Raw genomic sequence first — 17,689 nt, 5'->3', positions numbered from 1 at the left:
AGTGTGATCAGGCCTGGAAGTAGGCCCGCACGCCCGAGACGGCGTCTAGGAAAGCATCGACGTCGTCCGTGGTGTTGTAGAGGTAGGTGCTGGCCCGGGTTGTGGCCGTTAGGCCGAGGCGCCGGTGGAGCGGCTGGGCGCAGTGATGGCCGACGCGAACAGCGATGCCGCGGTCGTCGAGGAACTGCCCGACGTCGTGGGCGTGGACACCGGCGACGTCGAAGGCTGCCAAACCGATCCGCTCAGCGCCGGACGCAGGACCAACGACGCGGATACCCTCGATGCTCTCGAGTCCCTTGACCAGGCGCTGGCCCAGGGTGGCCTCCCAGGCGTGGATGCGGTCGATTCCCGTTTCGGAAAGGTAATTGACGGCTGTTGCCAACGCCACAGCCTGGGAGATGCGCTGCGTTCCGGCTTCGAACCGCTGCGGCGCGGGCAGGTATTCCGCACGTTCCATGGTGACTGTGGTGATCATGGAGCCACCCGTGAGGAAAGGCGGCAGCACGTCCAGGAGCTCCTGCTTTCCATACAGCACCCCGACTCCGGTGGGAGCCAGCATCTTGTGCCCGGAGAACACGGCGAAGTCGACGTCGAGCTTCTTCACGTCCACCGCCATGTGGGGAACCGACTGGCAAGCGTCCAGCACTACGAGCGCCCCGACACGGCCTGCCATGGCCACAAGATCGGCAACGGGATTGATGGTGCCCAGGACGTTCGAGGCATGGGTGAAAGCAAGGAGCCGGGTCCGGTTCCCGATGACCTCTCCGGCGGCATCAAGGCGAAGCGCGCCGTCGTCGGTAATGGGGATGTGCTTGAGCGTGGCACCGGTGCGGAAGGCGAGTTCCTGCCAGGGAATGAGATTGGCGTGGTGTTCCATCTCCGTGACCACGATTTCGTCGCCGGGACCGATGGCCAGTTCCTTCAAGGCGGAGCTGCCGCGGCCTTGGGCTGCCCACAGCGCCGCGTTGGACAGGGCATAGCTGATGAGGTTCAGACCCTCGGTGGCGTTGGAGGTCCATACGGTTTCCTCGTAGCGGGCACCGATGAAGTCCGCCACGGTCTGGCGTGCGTCTTCAAAGGCTTCGGTCGCTTCGACAGCCAGGTGGTGGGCGCCACGGTGTACGGCAGCATTGCGTTGCTCGTAGAACTCCTGCTCGGCTTCGATGACGCTGAGCGGATTCTGCGAGGTGGCACCGGAATCAAGGTAGATCAGCGGTTTACCGTTGACCAGTTGGTCCAGCACCGGGAAGTCGTTCCGGATCCGCAACACCTCCGCGTTGTCCATGGCATGCATGGACTGTTGCAGTGAGGCTGGAGTTGATACGGCAGTCAAGGGGCGCTCCTTGGGAATCCTTCAGGGACTCCTCATTATCCCACGTGGGCCCGGATCGGGCGGTGTGCCGTACAGCACGTCAGTTCCCGGCCCAACCCAGGGGTGGCACGGCCTCGCTCTCCGTGACACCGCGGAGCCGCTCAACGAGGACCGATACCCGCCGGGCCGCCGCAGTGCGGACCTTCGCCTGGTAACCGGCAGCCGCACGTGCGTAGCAAAGTGCTGCGTGGGCGAATTGCCGGTCTGCTGACAGTGAGCGGCCGGCCGCCTCCAGCGACTTGGGGTCGTCTTCCACCATGGCGGCCGCAAAAGTCCGCAACGCCGCACCACCGGTACCTTCGACGCCGGAAGCCGCGGCGGCCAGCCGCGGCAGGATGGCCGGATCCACGACGCCGGCACGGCCTGCGTTGAGCGCCAGGAGGGACAGCGCCTCAGCTTCCAACAAGACACTTCCCGAGGATTGGGCTTCGTCCGCGAGCGCCATCAGGTGGGTGAAGGTACCGGACGAAACGTCCCTGGCCGCGGCACAGTAGAGGGCACTCATCCGCGACAGGAGATCGTCAGGCGACCCCCCAGTCAACCCTGTTTCGGCTCCCGAGGTGCTTTGCGCGGCCAGTTCCAGTGCCTCACCAGGGTTTCCGCTGAGCGCCTCGCAGTAGGCCATCATGGCCGCAGCCAAGGATCGCACCGGCGGCAGCCCGGCGTCGGACAGTTCTGCCAGTACCGCCTCAAGCGTGACGCGCGCCGCACGAGGGAATCCCTGGCCGAGCTGGGCGTAGGCCCGTGCTGTTTCTGAACATGCGGCCAGGTGGCTGGGCACCCCGTAGGCGGAGTACTCCAAGAGCGGGACCATGGCACTCCACCCCAGATTGTGCCGCAGGCAGATCACGTGCCGAAGTGCCGCGCCCGCACGGAACGTCGCCATGGACGGATCACCACCGACGACTTTCATTGCCTCAGTGGTCTTTTCCAGGGCCTCGACGGCCGCACCGGACAGGAGCAAGCGTTCGGCCTCCCGCACCTTTCCTGCGATCCGCGCGGCGGGGTCGGCAACCGTGTCCCCTGCAGTCAGCCCGCCGTGCGCTGCGCCGAGCAGCTCCAGCGCCATGAGCCGCCCACCGGCGTCGGCCTTCACCTCCGCCGAGCTCGCCGCCGTAGCCAAGTGACGGAGGACAGGTGCGGCCTCAGCCAGTTGGCCTTCGGCAATCAATGCCCTCGCCCTGAGCATTCCTGCTTCGTCCAGGTGGCCCGGAGCCTTCACAGCCGAGGCAGCCTGGAGGGCAAGTTCGGCGGTTACGGGCCGGTCGGCGGCCGGCGCCGCCGCCAGCAGAAGCTCATCCGGCAGGCCCAGCCCGCAGTCCAGGGTCCAGGTCATCCACCGCAACATGCTCGGTGCCGTCTCCAGCGTGAGCCCGGGGTCCTCGATCCGTTGATGAAGGGCAAGGCTCCGTGACCTCGGAACTGCAAGCCGGAGGCCCTCCCCCCGCAACCACGAGCCCATCCGGACCATCGGAGACCTGCCGGGCAACAGCCTGATCTGGCCTTCGGACAGTAGGTTCTCTACGGCTTTGTGACCGCAATGGCGCTCCAAAACCTCGACGGCGACCGGCTCGGCCAACGCTGTCAGCTCCAGTGCCAGCCGCTCTTCAGGCAGCCGGGCAGCGTTTTCCGCCTGGACGCGATCCACGACGCCAGGCCACTGGCAATGCGCCCGGGTGTTGATCGTCCAATACCCTTCCCTCTGCACCAGGAGCCCGGCGCGGCGTGCGTCCTCCACGGCGAGGCACAGGATGCCCACGTTGAAGCCGGTGATGACTGCCAGAAGGCTGCTGGCCCGGCGTTGGACCTTTCCGCCGAGGAGAGAAACACACAGGGCGTGCGCCTCCGTGAAGGTGAAAGGCGGAAGAAGGTACTGCTCCATGAAGCCGTCTTCCCAGAGCTGATAGAGATCCTGCGGCAGCGGGCTCCGGCTGTCAGCCGTAGCAACGAGTTTGGCACCGAATCCAGGGATGAGCTGGAGCAGCACACCCAGGGAGGCAGGATCCACGTAGTGGATGTCGTCCACCAGCAGCACCAGCTGGGGACGGGCCTGCTGGTTCCGGCGTTTGTTGCCTCGCCGGGCGACGGGAGGCGAATACAGGTAGCTGGCCGGTCCGAGTGTGCTGGTCAGGGCGCGCAGGACATGGAGCCCCGGGAGCAAGCCCTCGCCGGTCCCCTCGGTGCCGGTCCCCTCGGTGCCGGTCCCCCCGGTGCTGGTCCCCAGGACACGCGCGGCGCCACCCAGGACGCCTGTAGAGGCACCCAGGACACCGTATTGGGTCGCCGTCAGGTCCAGGCTTCCGGCGAAGGTCCTGACATCCATGGTCCCGGGAAGTCCGGCTTTGAGGGAGAGCAACATGTGGCTCTTGCCCGAGCCCTTCTCCCCTGCCACCAGGATGCCGCTCTTGGAAGATGACCGTACGGCGGAAAAGACGAGTTCCAGCAATTGCGCCCTATCGGGCAGTGTCGGAGATCCCAGCCTGGCTGCGACGGTGTCTTCGTCCAGCCAAGGGTCCGGCAGCATGCACACTCCAATAGCAGCAGTCCCATGTCCGGGAAGTTTTGATGTCCGCGATTCGCGGGGTCCCTGGCTTAGAAGCCGGCGGCGGCTGGGGGGAGAGTCTCGGTCTCAGAAGACTCTGTCGCCGCCGGCTTCGTTCAGGGCCGGACCACCCTTCGGTGGCCGGGGCATCGGCTGAAGAGACCACCGATGCGGTTGATGCGACTTTCGGAATCCCGGTGATGCTTGGGGCTGAACCGTTCTTCCAAGATCAATACTGCCGGGGGCGCAAAAGCCAAACACCAGTAATCGGTACTCGATTACTGGGGGGCTTTTCAGGGCTGGATACTGTGTTGTACTCAGTACGGGGAAGGGGCACTACTTGGTTCCGACACGAAAAACCCGCGAATTACTCCATTGATTAGTTAAATAGGGCAGGATTCCGCGCCAGAGCGCTAAAGGGAGTTTTCGGGTACTCGATCGGGCTCCGCGTCAGTGACGGACAGCAGCGCCAAGATCTTCACGACGACGGATGCCCAGCTTCGCGTAGCTGCGGTACAAGTGGCCTTCCACGGTGCGAACCGAGACCATGAGTTTCTCGGCGATCTGGCGATCCGTGAGACCTGATACGGCCAGCGCCACAATGTCCTGCTCACGCCGGGTCAGGGGCACGGCGTGATCGGACTCGGTGTTGGGGTCATGGACCACGGAGTCGCCCAGGCTGGCCTGGTTGACGTCCCGCATGACGGCGGCCTGCCGCGCTTCCGGACGCTTGCCTTCGGCGTCGAAGGTTGCCGCCGCCTTGTCGAACGCTGCTGCAGCAGGCCCCGGCATCCCGGCCGCGGACAGCAGGTTTCCTGCGTTCACGAAGGCCTGGCCGCCACCCTTCAATTGGGCTGCGGCGAGCGATTGCCATCCGGCCGCCCAGGCGCCCGTCATCAGGGATGCGGTCTCCTCGATGGACTCCACTGCAGCGACGTCCCCGAGTTCAGTCCTCAGGATGAGGTTCTGCAGGTGCAGGCCCGGCAACGTGTGCAAACGGCCGGTCTCCGGCAGGTCCCGCAGTTTTGGAAGTCCGGATCCTTTGCTGAGGAGTTCTTGGCCGGCCAGCGTGAACAGCCCGGCAAGCGCCTCAACGTAGTTGCTCCCCCTGCCAGGGACCTGTTCGCTTACCAGTCGCTGTGCGAGCGCAGTGTTTCCGGTTTTGCCGGCCGCGTAGAACGCCAGGGCGTGCCCCAGGCTCCTGAGCAGTTGCGGGTCCTTCACCCGGAGGGCTTCGACTGCGGGGGTCAGGAGTTCCGTGGCCTGCTCCGTGCGTCCTTGCCGCAGCAGGGCCAACCCCTTGAGCGCCTGGATGTCTCCGCCGAAGGTGATGAGCCCCATGGCTGAGCTTGCCGCATACCGGTCCAGGGCAGCATCGGCTGCACCCCAGTCCCCCGATTCCAAGGCCGCCAACGCGTATCGGACCAGGACGAAGTCGCCGAAGTACAGCAGGTTGTCGCTGTGTTCATCCACGAGGACCATGGCTTCGCGTCCGGCGTCGAAGGCTTGCTCGGGCTGGCCCTCAACGGTGAGGAGCTCGCATTTCATGGCCAGGAGGAAAATCCGGTTCATCACGCTGTCGGGCTCGTCGGTCCGGAGTCCTTTGGCAAACAGCTCCAGCCCCTCGCGAAGTTCACCGTAACGGCCTTCGTGGGCCAGTGCGGCCAGTTCCAGGGCCGAGGCATGCCTGTTGACCTGCGCGGCCATGGGGTCCGACGACGCTGACCCGTCCGTCAGGGATTTGGCGGCGTTGCGGGCGTCCGCTGCGATGCTGGACGCCGAATCGCCTTTGGCCGAGCGGGCGGCAGCCCACAACAAGCCCGCGCCCGTCGGTCCCAGCGGATCGGCGTCCAGGAACCCGTTTCCCTCCTCCAGCAGACGCACGGCACTGCTGTAATCGCCGTCGTTATAGCTGACCATGGCCATCACAGCGCGAGCCCGCGGCCGCAGCGCCTCTGAGCGGACTCTGCTGGCGGCGGCAACCGCCAAAGGATTCTGCAGGAGTTTGGCCGCAAGGAAAGCTGCCTGCAGCAGCTGTTCATCGGCGACGTCGGCACCACAGTCAAGCGCCCAGCTCACCATGCGGAGCAGCCCCTCAGCCGTGGCCGGTTCCACCGCAAGATGCTGCACCATCCGCTGGCGGATCTGGAGGCTGCGGGCAGGCGAAACGATCTGGCGCAGGGCCTCGCTGTACATCGGATGCCACATCTTCAATGGGCTGCCGGGGCCGTTCGTGGGGATCACGAGCCTGTTGTCCATCAAAGCCCGAACAGTGTCCCTGCCGACCTCCGCGTCCAGCAAAGCGGCAGGGACGGGCTCGGACAAGGCAATGACGAACATCGCCTCCCGTTCGGCCTCACTGGTTCGCAGCACCCTGTTCCGGACAACCTCGGCCAGGTTTTCGCCACCGCCCGAGGGTTCCCGTGTCAGGAGCCAGACGCCGTTTCGCCGCACCAGGTTCCCGTCCGCCCTGGTGTCATCCAGGAGACAGCGCAACAGCAGCGGATTGCCCTCGGACAATCCATGCAGCACGTCCACCGCGCTTGCCATGACCGTCCCGCCCAAGGTCTTCTCCACAAGTTCCGTGGCTGTTTCCTTGTCCAGGGGATGAAGCTCCAACCGCTCGGCCAAACCGTCGTACCAAAGTTGGAGCAGTGCCGCCGGAAGGCCAGGCCTGGGCCTGCTGGTTGCAACCAGCCGGGCCCAGCCTGCAGTGACCAGTTCAGCCAGGATCTGCGTGCTGCCTTCGTCGAGCTCGTGGGCGTCGTCAACGATGAGCAGAAGGCGCGCACCTTCGCCGCCACGCCGCTTCTCGAACTGCGACCAGAATTCACGGAGGATGGCCACCGGCGATGTGGCCTGCTCCACGGGAAGGTCCAGCAAATAGGGCGCCAGGACACCATAGGGAACGGCGGACAGCGCAGGGCTGCCATGGACCCGCATCACCACCATTTCCGATGCCAGGCGGGCGGCTATCTCATCGGAAAGGGCGGTTTTACCGATGCCGGGATCTGCCACGACCAGAACGGCCCCGGCACCTTCCTGACGCAATATCTCCAGGGCCAGCTCCAATTCGGAGTCCCGGCCAACAAGGTGCTCAGCCAGCATGTGCAGCCCGTGCCGGAGTTGCGGATACTGCCCGCCCTACCTCACAGGAGCCCATTTAGCTCGCCCCGAGACGACACACCGAGCTTGGTGAATACCTGGTACAAATGGCCTTCTACTGTTCGCACAGACACCCCAATATCCATCGCGATTTCGCGGTTACTGACACCCTTTCCGGCGAGTTTAGCAATTTGGCGTTCCCGCTCGGTCAATACCGGCGCGTCGCTTCTTGGCTGGATGGGAAGAGCGGAGACGGAATGCTCCAGGCGTTCCAGCCTCAACTGGGCCGTCCGCGCTGTTGTCGTCTCGCCGGCATCGCGGGCGAAGTCCAATGCCATGGCCACGCACCGTGCTTCGACTACCAGCAAATCCAAGGAGGCGGCGGCGTCGGCGGCTGCCAACAGGGACCGTGAGCTCTTGCTCAACGAACCACGGGCAAGGTCGCCGGAGATTTTCGCGAGCGGCCCTTGGCGGCGGCCGGCAATGTCCTCAAGCAGCCTGTACTCCTCATCGGAGCCTTCCACCGTGGCGCCGAAAAGGCAGATGCCCGCCGTCGTGTACCGCTGTTGCCCGATGTCGTCGTGGACCCTGGCAAGAAGCCTTTCCTTGACGTCGGAGTCGCCCATCCACCTGCCCGCCATCTCGGCGCAAAACTCCGCCACGGACTCGGAGAAGTACATCCCCACGCCCCGGCAGGTCCTGTACAGATCCAGGTAGCGGCCTGCTTCGGCGGAATTGCCCAGTTGGGCGTAAGCGAACGCGGTGGCAGCGTAGGCCACCTTGTTCATGTTCATGGCGGGTCGGAGCTCGAGCTGGGCAACAGCGGAACGCAGCGGTTCGATCGCGCTGGCGGGCTTGCCGGCGTAGGCGAACGCCAAACCAACGCCCAGCTCAGTAAGTGCTCCGCGGTACTGGAGGCGGGACGGCCTTGACGGTGTGCGCCGCATCAGTTCGATGCATTTGCGCCACTGGCCGGACAGCAGGAGAACCAGGAAAGCGTGTTTGGCGAACGCCTCCTCCAGTTGGGCGGGCCTGTCCGTGTCCCCCAGATGCCGTGAAACACGTCGGGCGAGCTCCTGTGCTTCCAGCTCCCTTCCCAGAATGCACCGCGCTTCCATGAGGAAGAACGAGGACCTCAGCCAGTGCTCACGGTCCTCGCAGGGGTCCTTGGCCAGTTCCCGTTCCAGGTCCTCGATCATGGCCGCGTACTCGCCCATGAATGTCTTGTACTCGTAGCTGCACAGCTGCAGACGGTTACGGGCCTTTGACAGTTCTTCTGCCGGATAATCGGCGGACTTCGCCTCGAGCGTTTCGAAGGCATCTGCGATGACACTCGGAACCATCCCGGACCGGCCGTCAATACAGGTCATGGCCTGGCATTGTGCTGCCGTGACCTCGGCGAACTCCAACGGGTCCAGCCCGGCGAGGTGGGACTCGGAGATTTCATCCAACGCCTGGGCAGCGTGCAGCGGCAGGTCCAGCATCAGGTAGGCAGCGGCTTTGAGCCGCTGGCCACGGACCCATTCACTGTCCTTGGGGTCCAGGGATGCGATGCACTGGATGGCGAAGTTGGGGTCGTAATCGTTCAACGCGGCGCGGCCTGCCGCAAGGGCCAACGCCGGTGAAGGCTGCGGTTCGTCCTCGCAGGCATGCATCCATGCGGCATAGCTCAACAGGTCCTGTGGAGCCAGTCCGCTGAGCTCCGGCTCTTTGGGGCCGTACAGCATCGTCTTGAGTTCCTTGGTGCGGCGCGTGCTCAGCCAGCTACGCACTACCTCGCCCACGTAGGGATCCCGCAAGGAGACCCAGTGTTCACCATTCCTCTGGACGGTGAGCAGCCCGGATTCTTCCATCTCCACCAGGACCTGTGTCCCAAAGATGGCCGCAAGATCCACCAGAGTAGCGCGCTGCGCGCAAGCCAGGACTTCGACGACCGTCCTGCTGGCCTGCGGTTCGCGCGCCAATCTGGAACGGACGAAGTCCTCCACCACCGTGGCTCCCTCCAGTGTGATCCGGTCACGGAGGGTCCACACGGAGTCGTTGAGAACCAGGTTGCCCCTGTGGCGCTGATCCTCCAGGAGCGCATGCAGCAGCATGGGGTTGCCGCCCACGGCCGCGTGCAGCGACCCCGCCAGGGTTGTTGATACGTAGTGGCCCAAAACCGAACCAAGCACCTGCTTTGCCTGTTCTTCGCTGAGCGTGTTCAAGTGAACCTCGCCCAGTTCACCGTCCAGGACCATGCGGTGGAAATCCGCCGGAAGATCGCTGGCCCGCTGCACCGTGGCCACCACTTTGGCCGTGCCCGTGGCCATGAGGTTCAACAGCACGCCGGTACTCATCGGATCCATGCCGCCCGCGTTGTCAACGATGAAGACCGTTTCACGTCCGGCGGCTTCGGTCCTGATCAGGTTGGTGACCGCGTGCAGGATGCCTGTCGGGGAACCCACGGCTTCCGAGGGCAAACGGGCCAGCAGGAAACCCAGGCATCCATAGGGGGTTTGGCCGTTTGCAACGGTATTGCGGAGCTGCAGGCTGTGGACCTTGGGGCCGAGTGATGACACCACTGCCCTGGCCAGCCCCGATTTGCCGATCCCCCGTTCGCCGGTGAGGACCACTCCGAAGGTCAGGGGCGATTCAAGGTACTTGATGGCCTTGGACAGGTCGTGGCTGCGGGCCAGAAGCGACCAGGTCTGGCGATCGCTGGGTCCGCCCACAAGATCGGGAGCCGCAGCCCTCGCTGCGCCTCCACCGCTCCTGTTTAGCAACTCCGACGACATCCGCATCCTTAGCTAACACATTCGCGATAGTCCCCCACCGCTCATCTGCGTACCATGCACACTACCTTCGGGCGCCGACAGTTTGTAGGCCTTAAGGTCCTCCGGACCGTCAGTCTTTGATCAGGCTTTACTCAAGATTTGCTCAAGCTTTGGCCGGGTGGTGCTTCTGCTGGGCCGCCAACAGGCCCTGGCTGATAAGCAACTCCACAGCGTCAGCTGACTCGTCGAGGAGGAAGGGCAGCTCTTTCTTCTCCGCGGTGGCGAAATCCCGCAGCACGTAGTCGGCCGTATCCATCCGTCCAGGAGGCCTTCCAACGCCCACACGGACACGCAGATAGTCCTTTGTAGCCAGGGCCTTCGAAATGTCCCGGAGGCCGTTGTGGCCTCCCTCGCCGCCGCCAATTTTTAACTTGACTGTGTTAAAAGGGATGTCAATCTCATCATGGACAGCAATCACATGGTCCGGAGCGATGTCGAAAAACTTGCACAGCCCCGCCACGGGACCTCCGGAAACGTTCATGTAAGTCATCGGTTTGGCCAGCACCACGCGGGGACCGCCGATGCCCAGGCGTCCCTCCACTACCTGTGCGCGGGCCTTGTGGACCTTGAACTTTCCACCCATGCGGGAAGCCAGTTCGTCCAGCACCATCTGGCCAACATTGTGCCGGTTGTGGCTGTACTCACTGCCGGGGTTGCCGAGGCCGACGATCAGCCAGGTGTCAGTCATGGGTCTCATCCTAGGGAACGTAGTTGGGAGGAGCGGAGATGCGGAGGGCTGGAGCAAAGGAAAGTGGCCGGGACCCAAAGGGACCCGGCCACTGAACGGCGTCAGCCTCAAGCGGTCAAAAGACTACTCGGCAGCTGCTTCCGTGGTCTCTTCTTCTTCGGTGCTTGCCTCTTCAGCAACGCGGACCACCAGGGTGTCACCTTCGGTGAGGAGGGTGGAACCCTTCGGCAGTTCGAGGTCCGAAGCGTGGATGTTCTCGCCGGCCTTGCGGCCTTCGATGTTGACCTCGACGGCGGTGGGCACGTGGGTTGCCTCGGCTTCGAGGGAAACCGTGGTGGCTTCGAGGCTGGCAACAGCACCCGGAGCAACTTCACCGGAGACGTGGATGGCGATGTCGACGGTAACCTTCTCGCCGGCCTTCACGGTCTGGAGGTCAACGTGCTCGATGATCTGCTTTACGGGATCGCGCTGGATGTCCTTCACGAGCGTCAGGTGCTGCTCGCCGTCGACGTCGATTGCGAGGAGGGCGTTGGAAACGCGCACGGCCAGCGTGGTGGCGCGGCCCGGCAGGTTGATGTGGATCGGCTCTGCGCCGTGGCCGTAGATGACAGCCGGGATCTGGCCGGCCATGCGTGCACGACGGGCGAAACCCTTGCCGAATTCGGTGCGCAGTTCTGCGGTGAGCTTCTGCTCAGACATGTGTACTCCTTGATTACTGTGGCGCCCGGAAGGATCCGGGCTGGTATTTCAGCAAGGGCGGAGGTCTGGAGACCTTCTACGCCCGGCTGAAGCCGGCCGCGGAGCAGCCGTTCTGCCTGTGTCGAAGGAGATGCAGACCCAGTCGATAACGGAGACCCGCAATCTGGTCCACGAACTGCGGACCGGATGTGCTCTCCCTCGCCAAGGTATCCCCAAGAGTTTAGCAGCGGAACGTCCGCTTTCTGAAAACGGGCATGAAAAAACGGGCCACCCACTCGCCCGGAGGCGGCGGATGGCCCGTTCAGTCAGCTGGCTTCAGGCCTAAGCTTTGCCGTCGAACAGGCTGGTGACCGAACCGTCGTCGAACACTTCACGGATGGCGCGTGCAATCAAGGGTGCGATCGACAGAACCGTGAGCGACGGGAATCGCTTCTCAGCCGGGATGGGCAGGGTGTTGGTGACCACAACTTCGCGGGCGCCGGAGTCGGCCAGCCGCTGCGCTGCGGGATCGGAGAAAACGGCGTGGGTGCAGGCGATGATGACATCCTTGGCGCCGGCATTCTTCAGCACCTGGACAGCGCCCGAGATGGTTCCACCAGTGTCGATCATGTCGTCGATCAGGACACAGGTGCGGCCCTCGACCTGGCCCACAACGGTCTTGGAGACAGCCTGGTTGGGCACCGTGAGGTCGCGGCTCTTGTGAACGAACGCGAGCGGGGCGCCGCCCAGGCGTTCGGCCCACTGCTCGGCAACGCGGACACGTCCGGTGTCGGGGGAAACCACAGTGATGTTGTCGGCTTCAACCTTGGTCCGGATGTAGTCAGCCAGCAGCGGGATGGCCATCAAGTGGTCAACGGGGCCATCGAAGAAGCCCTGGATCTGCGAGGTGTGCAGGTCCACGGACATGATGCGGTCCGCGCCGGCCGTCTTGTACAGGTCCGCGACGAGGCGGGCCGAGATCGGCTCGCGGCCGCGGCCCTTCTTGTCCTGGCGGGAGTACGGGTAGAACGGCGAGACAACCGTGATCCTCTTGGCAGAGGCGCGCTTGAGGGAATCGATCATGATCAACTGCTCCATGAGCCAGTTGTTCAGCGGTGCCGGGTGCGCCTGGATGACGAAGGCATCGGTGCCTCGCACGCTCTCGGCCGAACGGACATAGATTTCACCGTTGGCGAAGTCGTAGGCGTCTATGGGCAGGAGCTCGGTCTCCAGCTCCTTCGCGATTTCCTGCGCCAGCTCCGGATGCGCCCTTCCGGCGGCGAGAATCAGTTTCTTCTCACCGTGTGCGGTAATTTCGCTCATGCCTGATTGCCTTCTTCTGTGGTTGCCGGGGATTGTGAGGGAATGGAGGAGGTCTTCTCTTGCGCGGCCTCGGCCAGCTTTGCGGAGCCGCTGCCGGGACGGTTCGCGATGACCCAGCCTTCAGCGTTGCGCTGGGCGGCCAGGCTGACGGCCAGGGCGCCTGCCGGCACGTCCTTGCGGATGACTGCCCCGGCACCGCTGTAGGCGCCGTCACCAACGGTGACAGGGGCGACGAAGACGGTGTTGGAACCGGTGCGGACGCCCGAGCCGATCACCGTGCGGTGCTTCTTCTCGCCGTCGTAGTTTGCGGTGATGTTGCCGCACCCGATGTTGGTGTCCTCACCGATTTCGGCGTCGCCTGCGTAGCCCAGGTGGGAAAGCTTGGAACCGCGGCCGATGGTCACGTTCTTGGTTTCGTAGAACGCGCCGATCTTGCCGGTCTCGCCCAGCACGGTGCCCGGGCGGAGGTATGTGAAAGGTCCCACGCTTGCCTTGGCGCCGATCGTGGAACCGGAACCGTGCGTTCGGGTCACCTTGGCACCCTCCCCCACGTTCACATCGGTGAGCGTCGTGTCAGGACCCACGACGGCGTCGCGCGCCACGGTGGTGGAACCGTGCAGTTGCGTGTTGGGCAGCAAACGGACGTCTTCGTCGAGGGTGACAGTGGAGTCGATCCACGTGGTATCGGGGTCCACCACGGTCACTCCGGCGCGCATCCAGGCTTCGATGATGCGGCGGTTGTGCTCGGCGCCGAGCGCCGAAAGCTGGATGCGGTCGTTGGCACCCTCCACCTGCCAACGGTCTTCGGTCACGACGGCGGCAACCCGGCCGCCGGCGTCGCGCGCCAAACCGAGGACATCGGTCAGGTACATCTCGCCTTGGGCGTTGTCAGTGGTCACCTTGGCCAAGGCAGTCCGGAGCACTGCAGCGTCGAAGGCGTAGATACCGGAGTTCACCTCGCGGATGCTGCGCTCAGCATCGCTGGCGTCCTTGTGTTCGCGGATGCCCGTAACGGTGCCGTCATCGGCGCGAAGAATGCGGCCGTAACCGGTGGCGTTATCCAGGACTGCAGTGAGAACGGTGACGGCGTTGGCTTCGGACTCGTGAGTGGTGACCAGTTCGGCCAGGAGCTCGCCGGTCAGGAGGGGAACATCGCCGTAAGTGACCACCACGGTGCCCGTGAGTTCGCCTTCGGTATCCAGGGCGTTCAGCGCGACTTCCACTGCACGGCCTGTGCCGGGAACCTCGTCCTGGTCAACAATGAGGGCCTCGGGGTCCAGTGCAGAGACGTGCTCGGCTACCCGGTCCCGCTCGTGCCGGACAACCAGAGCGAGCTTCAAAGGGTTAATGGCCCGGGCTGCGAGGAGGGCGTGGCCAACCATTGACCGGCCGCCGATTTCGTGGAGGATCTTGGGAGTGCGCGACTTCATGCGCGTTCCGGCGCCTGCGGCCAAGACGATCACCGCTGCGGGACCGTTGGTTTCGGGGCTCACGTACTGGCTCTCCTTGCTCGGTATGTCCCGGGTAACCCGGCTTCGGAATGCTGCCATCCAACAATGGACCCAGGCACCGTTAGAGCCGTCGCAGGTACAGAGAAGGAGCGCGTTTTCCGACCGTTCCGCCCATAGGATTCGAACCTATACTCCACGGCTCCAAAGGCCGGGGTGCTGCCGTTACACCAGAGCGGACCGTGCATGGTTCATCCTTAGGACCAGCGGCCCGTAAGGTCTCCCGGCTCACCGGGTTCCACACACAAGAAACTAGTTTGCCATGACCTTTGCATGCTTCGCGACTTGACCCCTCGGCAAACGCTTCGCGACGCACCATTGCACGGTGCGTTCACCCGCACCACCGGCCATCTGGGGCATGATGGTCACGTGAGCAAGCGCACTGATCTTTCCCGGCCTGTGGGCACCCCTGCCCCGCTCGACCAAGCGTCCGAAGGCCAGCCAGTGCGCGTCAGGATGACGGGCCAACAGCGCAAGTCGCAGTTGATCGGCATCGGCCGTGCGCTGTTTGCCAGCCGGGGCCTGGACGGCACCACCATCGAGGAAATTGCCGCTTCTGCCGGTGTTTCCAAGCCCGTGATCTATGAACATTTTGGCTCCAAGGAAGGGCTGTACCGGCAAGTCGTCGAGACCGAGTTCCGGATCCTCCTGGACTCCATCACCGAGGCCCTCAGCACCGAAGCCAAGCCCCGCGTGCTGGTTGAGCGGGCCGCTTTGGCTCTCCTCGGTTACATCGAGGACCGCACGGACGGCTTCCGGATCCTGATGCGCGACGCCCCGCCGTCGCAGCCCGAGGGAGCTTTCTCCACTCTGCTATCGCATGTCACCGCACGGGTGGAGCACCTGCTATCCGACGAGTTCGCCCGCCGCGGCTTCAGCGCAGCCGACGGAGCAATGTACGCCCAGATGCTGGTGGGAATGGTAGCGATGACCGGCCAGTGGTGGCTCGACAGCCGCGAGCCCGATAAACGCGCCGTTGCAGCCCACTTGGTGAACCTTGCCTGGAACGGGTTGACGGGGCTCCAGAAGGAACCCGGACTGCGCTCCGAGGACTGACCCTCCCTCACATCCCTCGGGCTTCACCCCATCCCTCCCTCACATCCCTCAAGCTTGAGCCAGACGCTCCCTCACATCCCTCAAGCTTCACCCCAACCCTCCCTCACACCCCACGCCCTTCAACCCATCCCTCCCTCACACCCCACGGGCTTGAACCTATCCCTCCGCGGCATGAGTAGGATGTGCGCATGACAGCACCCCAGCTCTATCTCAGCTTTCCCGGCACAGCACGCGAAGCTCTGGGTTTCTACGCAGGAGTGTTCGGTGGAGAACTTACTCTTCACTCCTATGAGGACTTTTCGCGCACCGACGGTCCCGCCGACGCCGTCGCCCACGGAGTCCTCACCGGCGTCGTTGCCCTATACGGAGCCGATGCAGCCGCGGACCAAATGCCTGTCCGGATCGAAGGCGCCATGCTCTCGCTGCTGGGCACGGCGGAGCCTCGGATCCTCCACGAGTGGTTCGACAAGCTCGCCGACGGCGGCCGCATCGTGGACCCCCTGGCCAAGAAACCGTGGGGAGCTTCCGATGGTCAAGTCATCGACCGTTATGGTTTGCACTGGCTGATTGGCTACGAACCCACGCCGTGATGTGAGCAAGCGCCACGCCCAAACCCCAGGAACGTGAGCAAGCGTCACGCTCAAACCCTAGGGATGTGAGGGAGCGTCGTGGCCAAGCGACGGCGGACCCCGCCGCCCGCAGCCGACGAGATTGCCGCCGGACGCACCAAGGCGCGGACTACTCGCCCAGGATCTCAGCGGCCTCGAGCCACTCCAGTTCCAGGCCCTCTTTTTCGTCGAGCAACTCACGGAGCTTGGTATTGAGTTCTCCCAGGGCGTCGAAGTCACCGGATTCGGACTTCGCCGCCATCTGGGCGTGGAGTTTCTCTTCCTGCTGCGCGATCTTGCCGAGCTGCCGGTCGATCCTGTTGAGGTCCTTGCGGGCTTCACGCTTCTCGGCTTCACTGGCACCGGACGGAGCGGCTGCGGGCGAAGAAGACCCGCTGGCAGAAGTCGGCGCACCGGATCCCCCACCAACAGCGCCCGACGCCAGGGCGGCTTCACGCAGTTCGAGGTACTGGTCCACCCCACCGGGCAGACCACGGAGTTTGCCGTCACCCAGCAATGCCATCTGGTTGTCGGTGACGCGTTCCAGGAGGTAGCGGTCGTGGCTGACGACCACCAAGGTGCCCGGCCAGCCATCAAGAACATCTTCGACGGCGGCAAGGGTGTCGGTATCGAGGTCGTTGGTGGGTTCGTCGAGCATGAGGACGTTGGGCTCCCCTACCAGCAGGCGCAGCAACTGGAGCCGCCGCCGTTCGCCACCGGAGAGGTCGCTCACGGGCGTCCACTGCTTCTCCTTCGTGAACCCCAACTGCTCGACCAACTGTCCGGCGGTAAACTCCTTGCCGCCAACACTGAATGACCGCTTTTCGCGTTCGATGACTTCGATCACACGCAAGTCCGACACGTCATCGAGCTCTTTGACGTCCTGGGTCAGCACTGCCGTCACTACGGTTTTGCCGCGTTTGACCTTGCCGGAAGTCGGCTGGATCTCGCCGTTGAGCAGTTTCAGGAGTGTGGACTTGCCGGCTCCGTTGACACCGACCAGGCCGAGCCGTTCGCCCGGCGCGAGCCGGAGGGTGATGTTGTCAAACAGTTTTTGACCGCTCTGGCCACCCTCGAAGTCCAGGGTGACGTTTTCAAGGTCCAGCACGTCCTTGCCCAAGCGGGCTGTTGCCATCTTGCTGAGCGCCACGGAGTCGCGGGGGTCCGGCACGTCGGCGATGAGGTCGTTGGCAGCTTCGATGCGGAACTTCGGTTTCGCCGTCCGGGCGGGCGCACCGCGGCGCAGCCAGGCAAGTTCCTTTTTGACGAGCTGCTGGCGTTTACCTTCGACGACGGCGGCCATGCGGTCGCGCTCGGCGCGCGCCAGAACGTAGGCGGCGTAACCGCCGTCGAACATGTCCACCATGGCGTCGTGGACTTCCCAGGTGTAGTTGCAGACTTCATCCAGGAACCAACGGTCGTGGGTTACCACCAGGAAGGCGCCCTGGTTGGTGCGCCACCGTGTCTTCAGGTGCCGGGCAAGCCAGGCGACCCCTTCGACGTCGAGGTGGTTGGTGGGTTCGTCCAGCATGATGACGTCATGGTCTTCAATGAGGAGCTTGGCCAGGGCCACACGGCGCTTCTGGCCACCGGAGAGGGCATGGACGTTAGCGTGCCAGTCGACGTCCCCCACCAGGCCGCCCATGACTTCGCGGATCTTGGCGTTGGCCGCCCATTCGTGATCTGCGCGGTCACCGACAATCGCAGCGCCTACCGTCAGGTCGCCGTCGAGCACGTCTCCCTGGTCCAGGTAGCCCACAGTGACGTCACCGCGCTTGGTGACGCGGCCGGAATCCGGGGTGGATCGCAGGGCCAGAAGCCGCATGAGCGTGGACTTGCCGTCGCCATTGCGGCCCACCATGCCGATCCGGTCGCCATCCTCCAAACCGAGGGTGACGCCGTCAAGGACAGTGCGGGTCGCGAACGAAACGGTGAGGTTTTCGCCGCCAAGCAGGTGGGCCAATGGGTACTACTTTCTACTGCCGGGAATGCG

11 protein-coding genes and 1 tRNA gene are annotated in these 17,689 nt (G+C 64.2%); 2 read left to right on the top strand and 10 right to left on the bottom strand.

Features of this window, described 5'->3' with window-relative positions:
- Window positions 1–7: 7 nt before the first annotated feature.
- The 9 genes from HMI60_RS10575 to HMI60_RS10535 form a co-directional block, all read right to left on the bottom strand.
- Complete coding sequence (locus HMI60_RS10575; RefSeq protein WP_193589615.1) at window positions 8–1,333, bottom strand: SufS family cysteine desulfurase; 1,326 nt, start codon at window positions 1,331–1,333, stop codon at window positions 8–10.
- Window positions 1,334–1,412: 79 nt separating this feature from the next.
- The gene (locus tag HMI60_RS10570) at window positions 1,413–3,896 is read right to left on the bottom strand and encodes an ATP-binding protein (RefSeq protein ID WP_193589614.1); all 2,484 of its coding nucleotides are present in this window, start codon (window positions 3,894–3,896) and stop codon (window positions 1,413–1,415) included.
- Between the two features lie 468 nt (window positions 3,897–4,364).
- Window positions 4,365–7,022, bottom strand: coding sequence for an AAA family ATPase (locus HMI60_RS10565; RefSeq protein ID WP_193589613.1), 2,658 nt, complete (start codon window positions 7,020–7,022; stop codon window positions 4,365–4,367).
- 41 nt (window positions 7,023–7,063) lie between these two features.
- Window positions 7,064–9,796 (bottom strand): LuxR C-terminal-related transcriptional regulator, encoded by a 2,733-nt coding sequence (locus tag HMI60_RS10560; protein WP_227453515.1) that lies wholly within the window; start codon window positions 9,794–9,796, stop codon window positions 7,064–7,066.
- A 142-nt stretch (window positions 9,797–9,938) separates the two neighbouring features.
- Window positions 9,939–10,523, bottom strand: a complete 585-nt coding sequence (gene pth, locus HMI60_RS10555; protein WP_193589612.1) for an aminoacyl-tRNA hydrolase — start codon at window positions 10,521–10,523, stop codon at window positions 9,939–9,941.
- A 123-nt stretch (window positions 10,524–10,646) separates the two neighbouring features.
- On the bottom strand, window positions 10,647–11,222 hold the full coding sequence (locus tag HMI60_RS10550) for a 50S ribosomal protein L25/general stress protein Ctc (protein WP_018777343.1): 576 nt from the start codon (window positions 11,220–11,222) through the stop codon (window positions 10,647–10,649).
- Between the two features lie 321 nt (window positions 11,223–11,543).
- Window positions 11,544–12,524: a ribose-phosphate diphosphokinase gene (locus HMI60_RS10545; RefSeq protein ID WP_011774071.1), complete on the bottom strand. Its 981-nt coding sequence runs from the start codon at window positions 12,522–12,524 to the stop codon at window positions 11,544–11,546.
- Window positions 12,521–14,017: a bifunctional UDP-N-acetylglucosamine diphosphorylase/glucosamine-1-phosphate N-acetyltransferase GlmU gene (gene glmU / locus HMI60_RS10540; protein ID WP_193589611.1), complete on the bottom strand. Its 1,497-nt coding sequence runs from the start codon at window positions 14,015–14,017 to the stop codon at window positions 12,521–12,523. Before glmU ends, HMI60_RS10545 begins: the two co-directional genes overlap by 4 nt.
- Window positions 14,018–14,140: 123 nt before the next feature.
- A tRNA-Gln gene (locus HMI60_RS10535) sits at window positions 14,141–14,212 on the bottom strand.
- Between the two features lie 276 nt (window positions 14,213–14,488).
- Between HMI60_RS10535 and HMI60_RS10530 the strand changes: the two genes are divergently transcribed.
- On the top strand, window positions 14,489–15,088 hold the full coding sequence (locus tag HMI60_RS10530; protein ID WP_026267111.1) for a TetR/AcrR family transcriptional regulator: 600 nt from the start codon (window positions 14,489–14,491) through the stop codon (window positions 15,086–15,088).
- Window positions 15,089–15,276: 188 nt separating this feature from the next.
- A complete protein-coding gene (locus HMI60_RS10525; protein ID WP_039240347.1) occupies window positions 15,277–15,678 on the top strand; it encodes a VOC family protein in 402 nt (133 codons plus the stop codon).
- A 148-nt stretch (window positions 15,679–15,826) separates the two neighbouring features.
- On the opposite strand, the gene HMI60_RS10520 is transcribed toward HMI60_RS10525, so the two are convergent.
- Window positions 15,827–17,659 (bottom strand): ABC-F family ATP-binding cassette domain-containing protein, encoded by a 1,833-nt coding sequence (locus HMI60_RS10520; RefSeq protein WP_193589610.1) that lies wholly within the window; start codon window positions 17,657–17,659, stop codon window positions 15,827–15,829.
- Between the last annotated feature and the right edge of the window lie 30 nt (window positions 17,660–17,689).

Origin of the sequence: Paenarthrobacter sp. YJN-D (assembly GCF_015040335.1) — a bacterium.
GTDB lineage: Bacteria > Actinomycetota > Actinomycetes > Actinomycetales > Micrococcaceae > Arthrobacter > Arthrobacter nicotinovorans.
The sequence above is the reverse complement of the archived record's forward strand: the minus strand, read 5'-3'. Positions and strand labels throughout refer to the sequence as shown.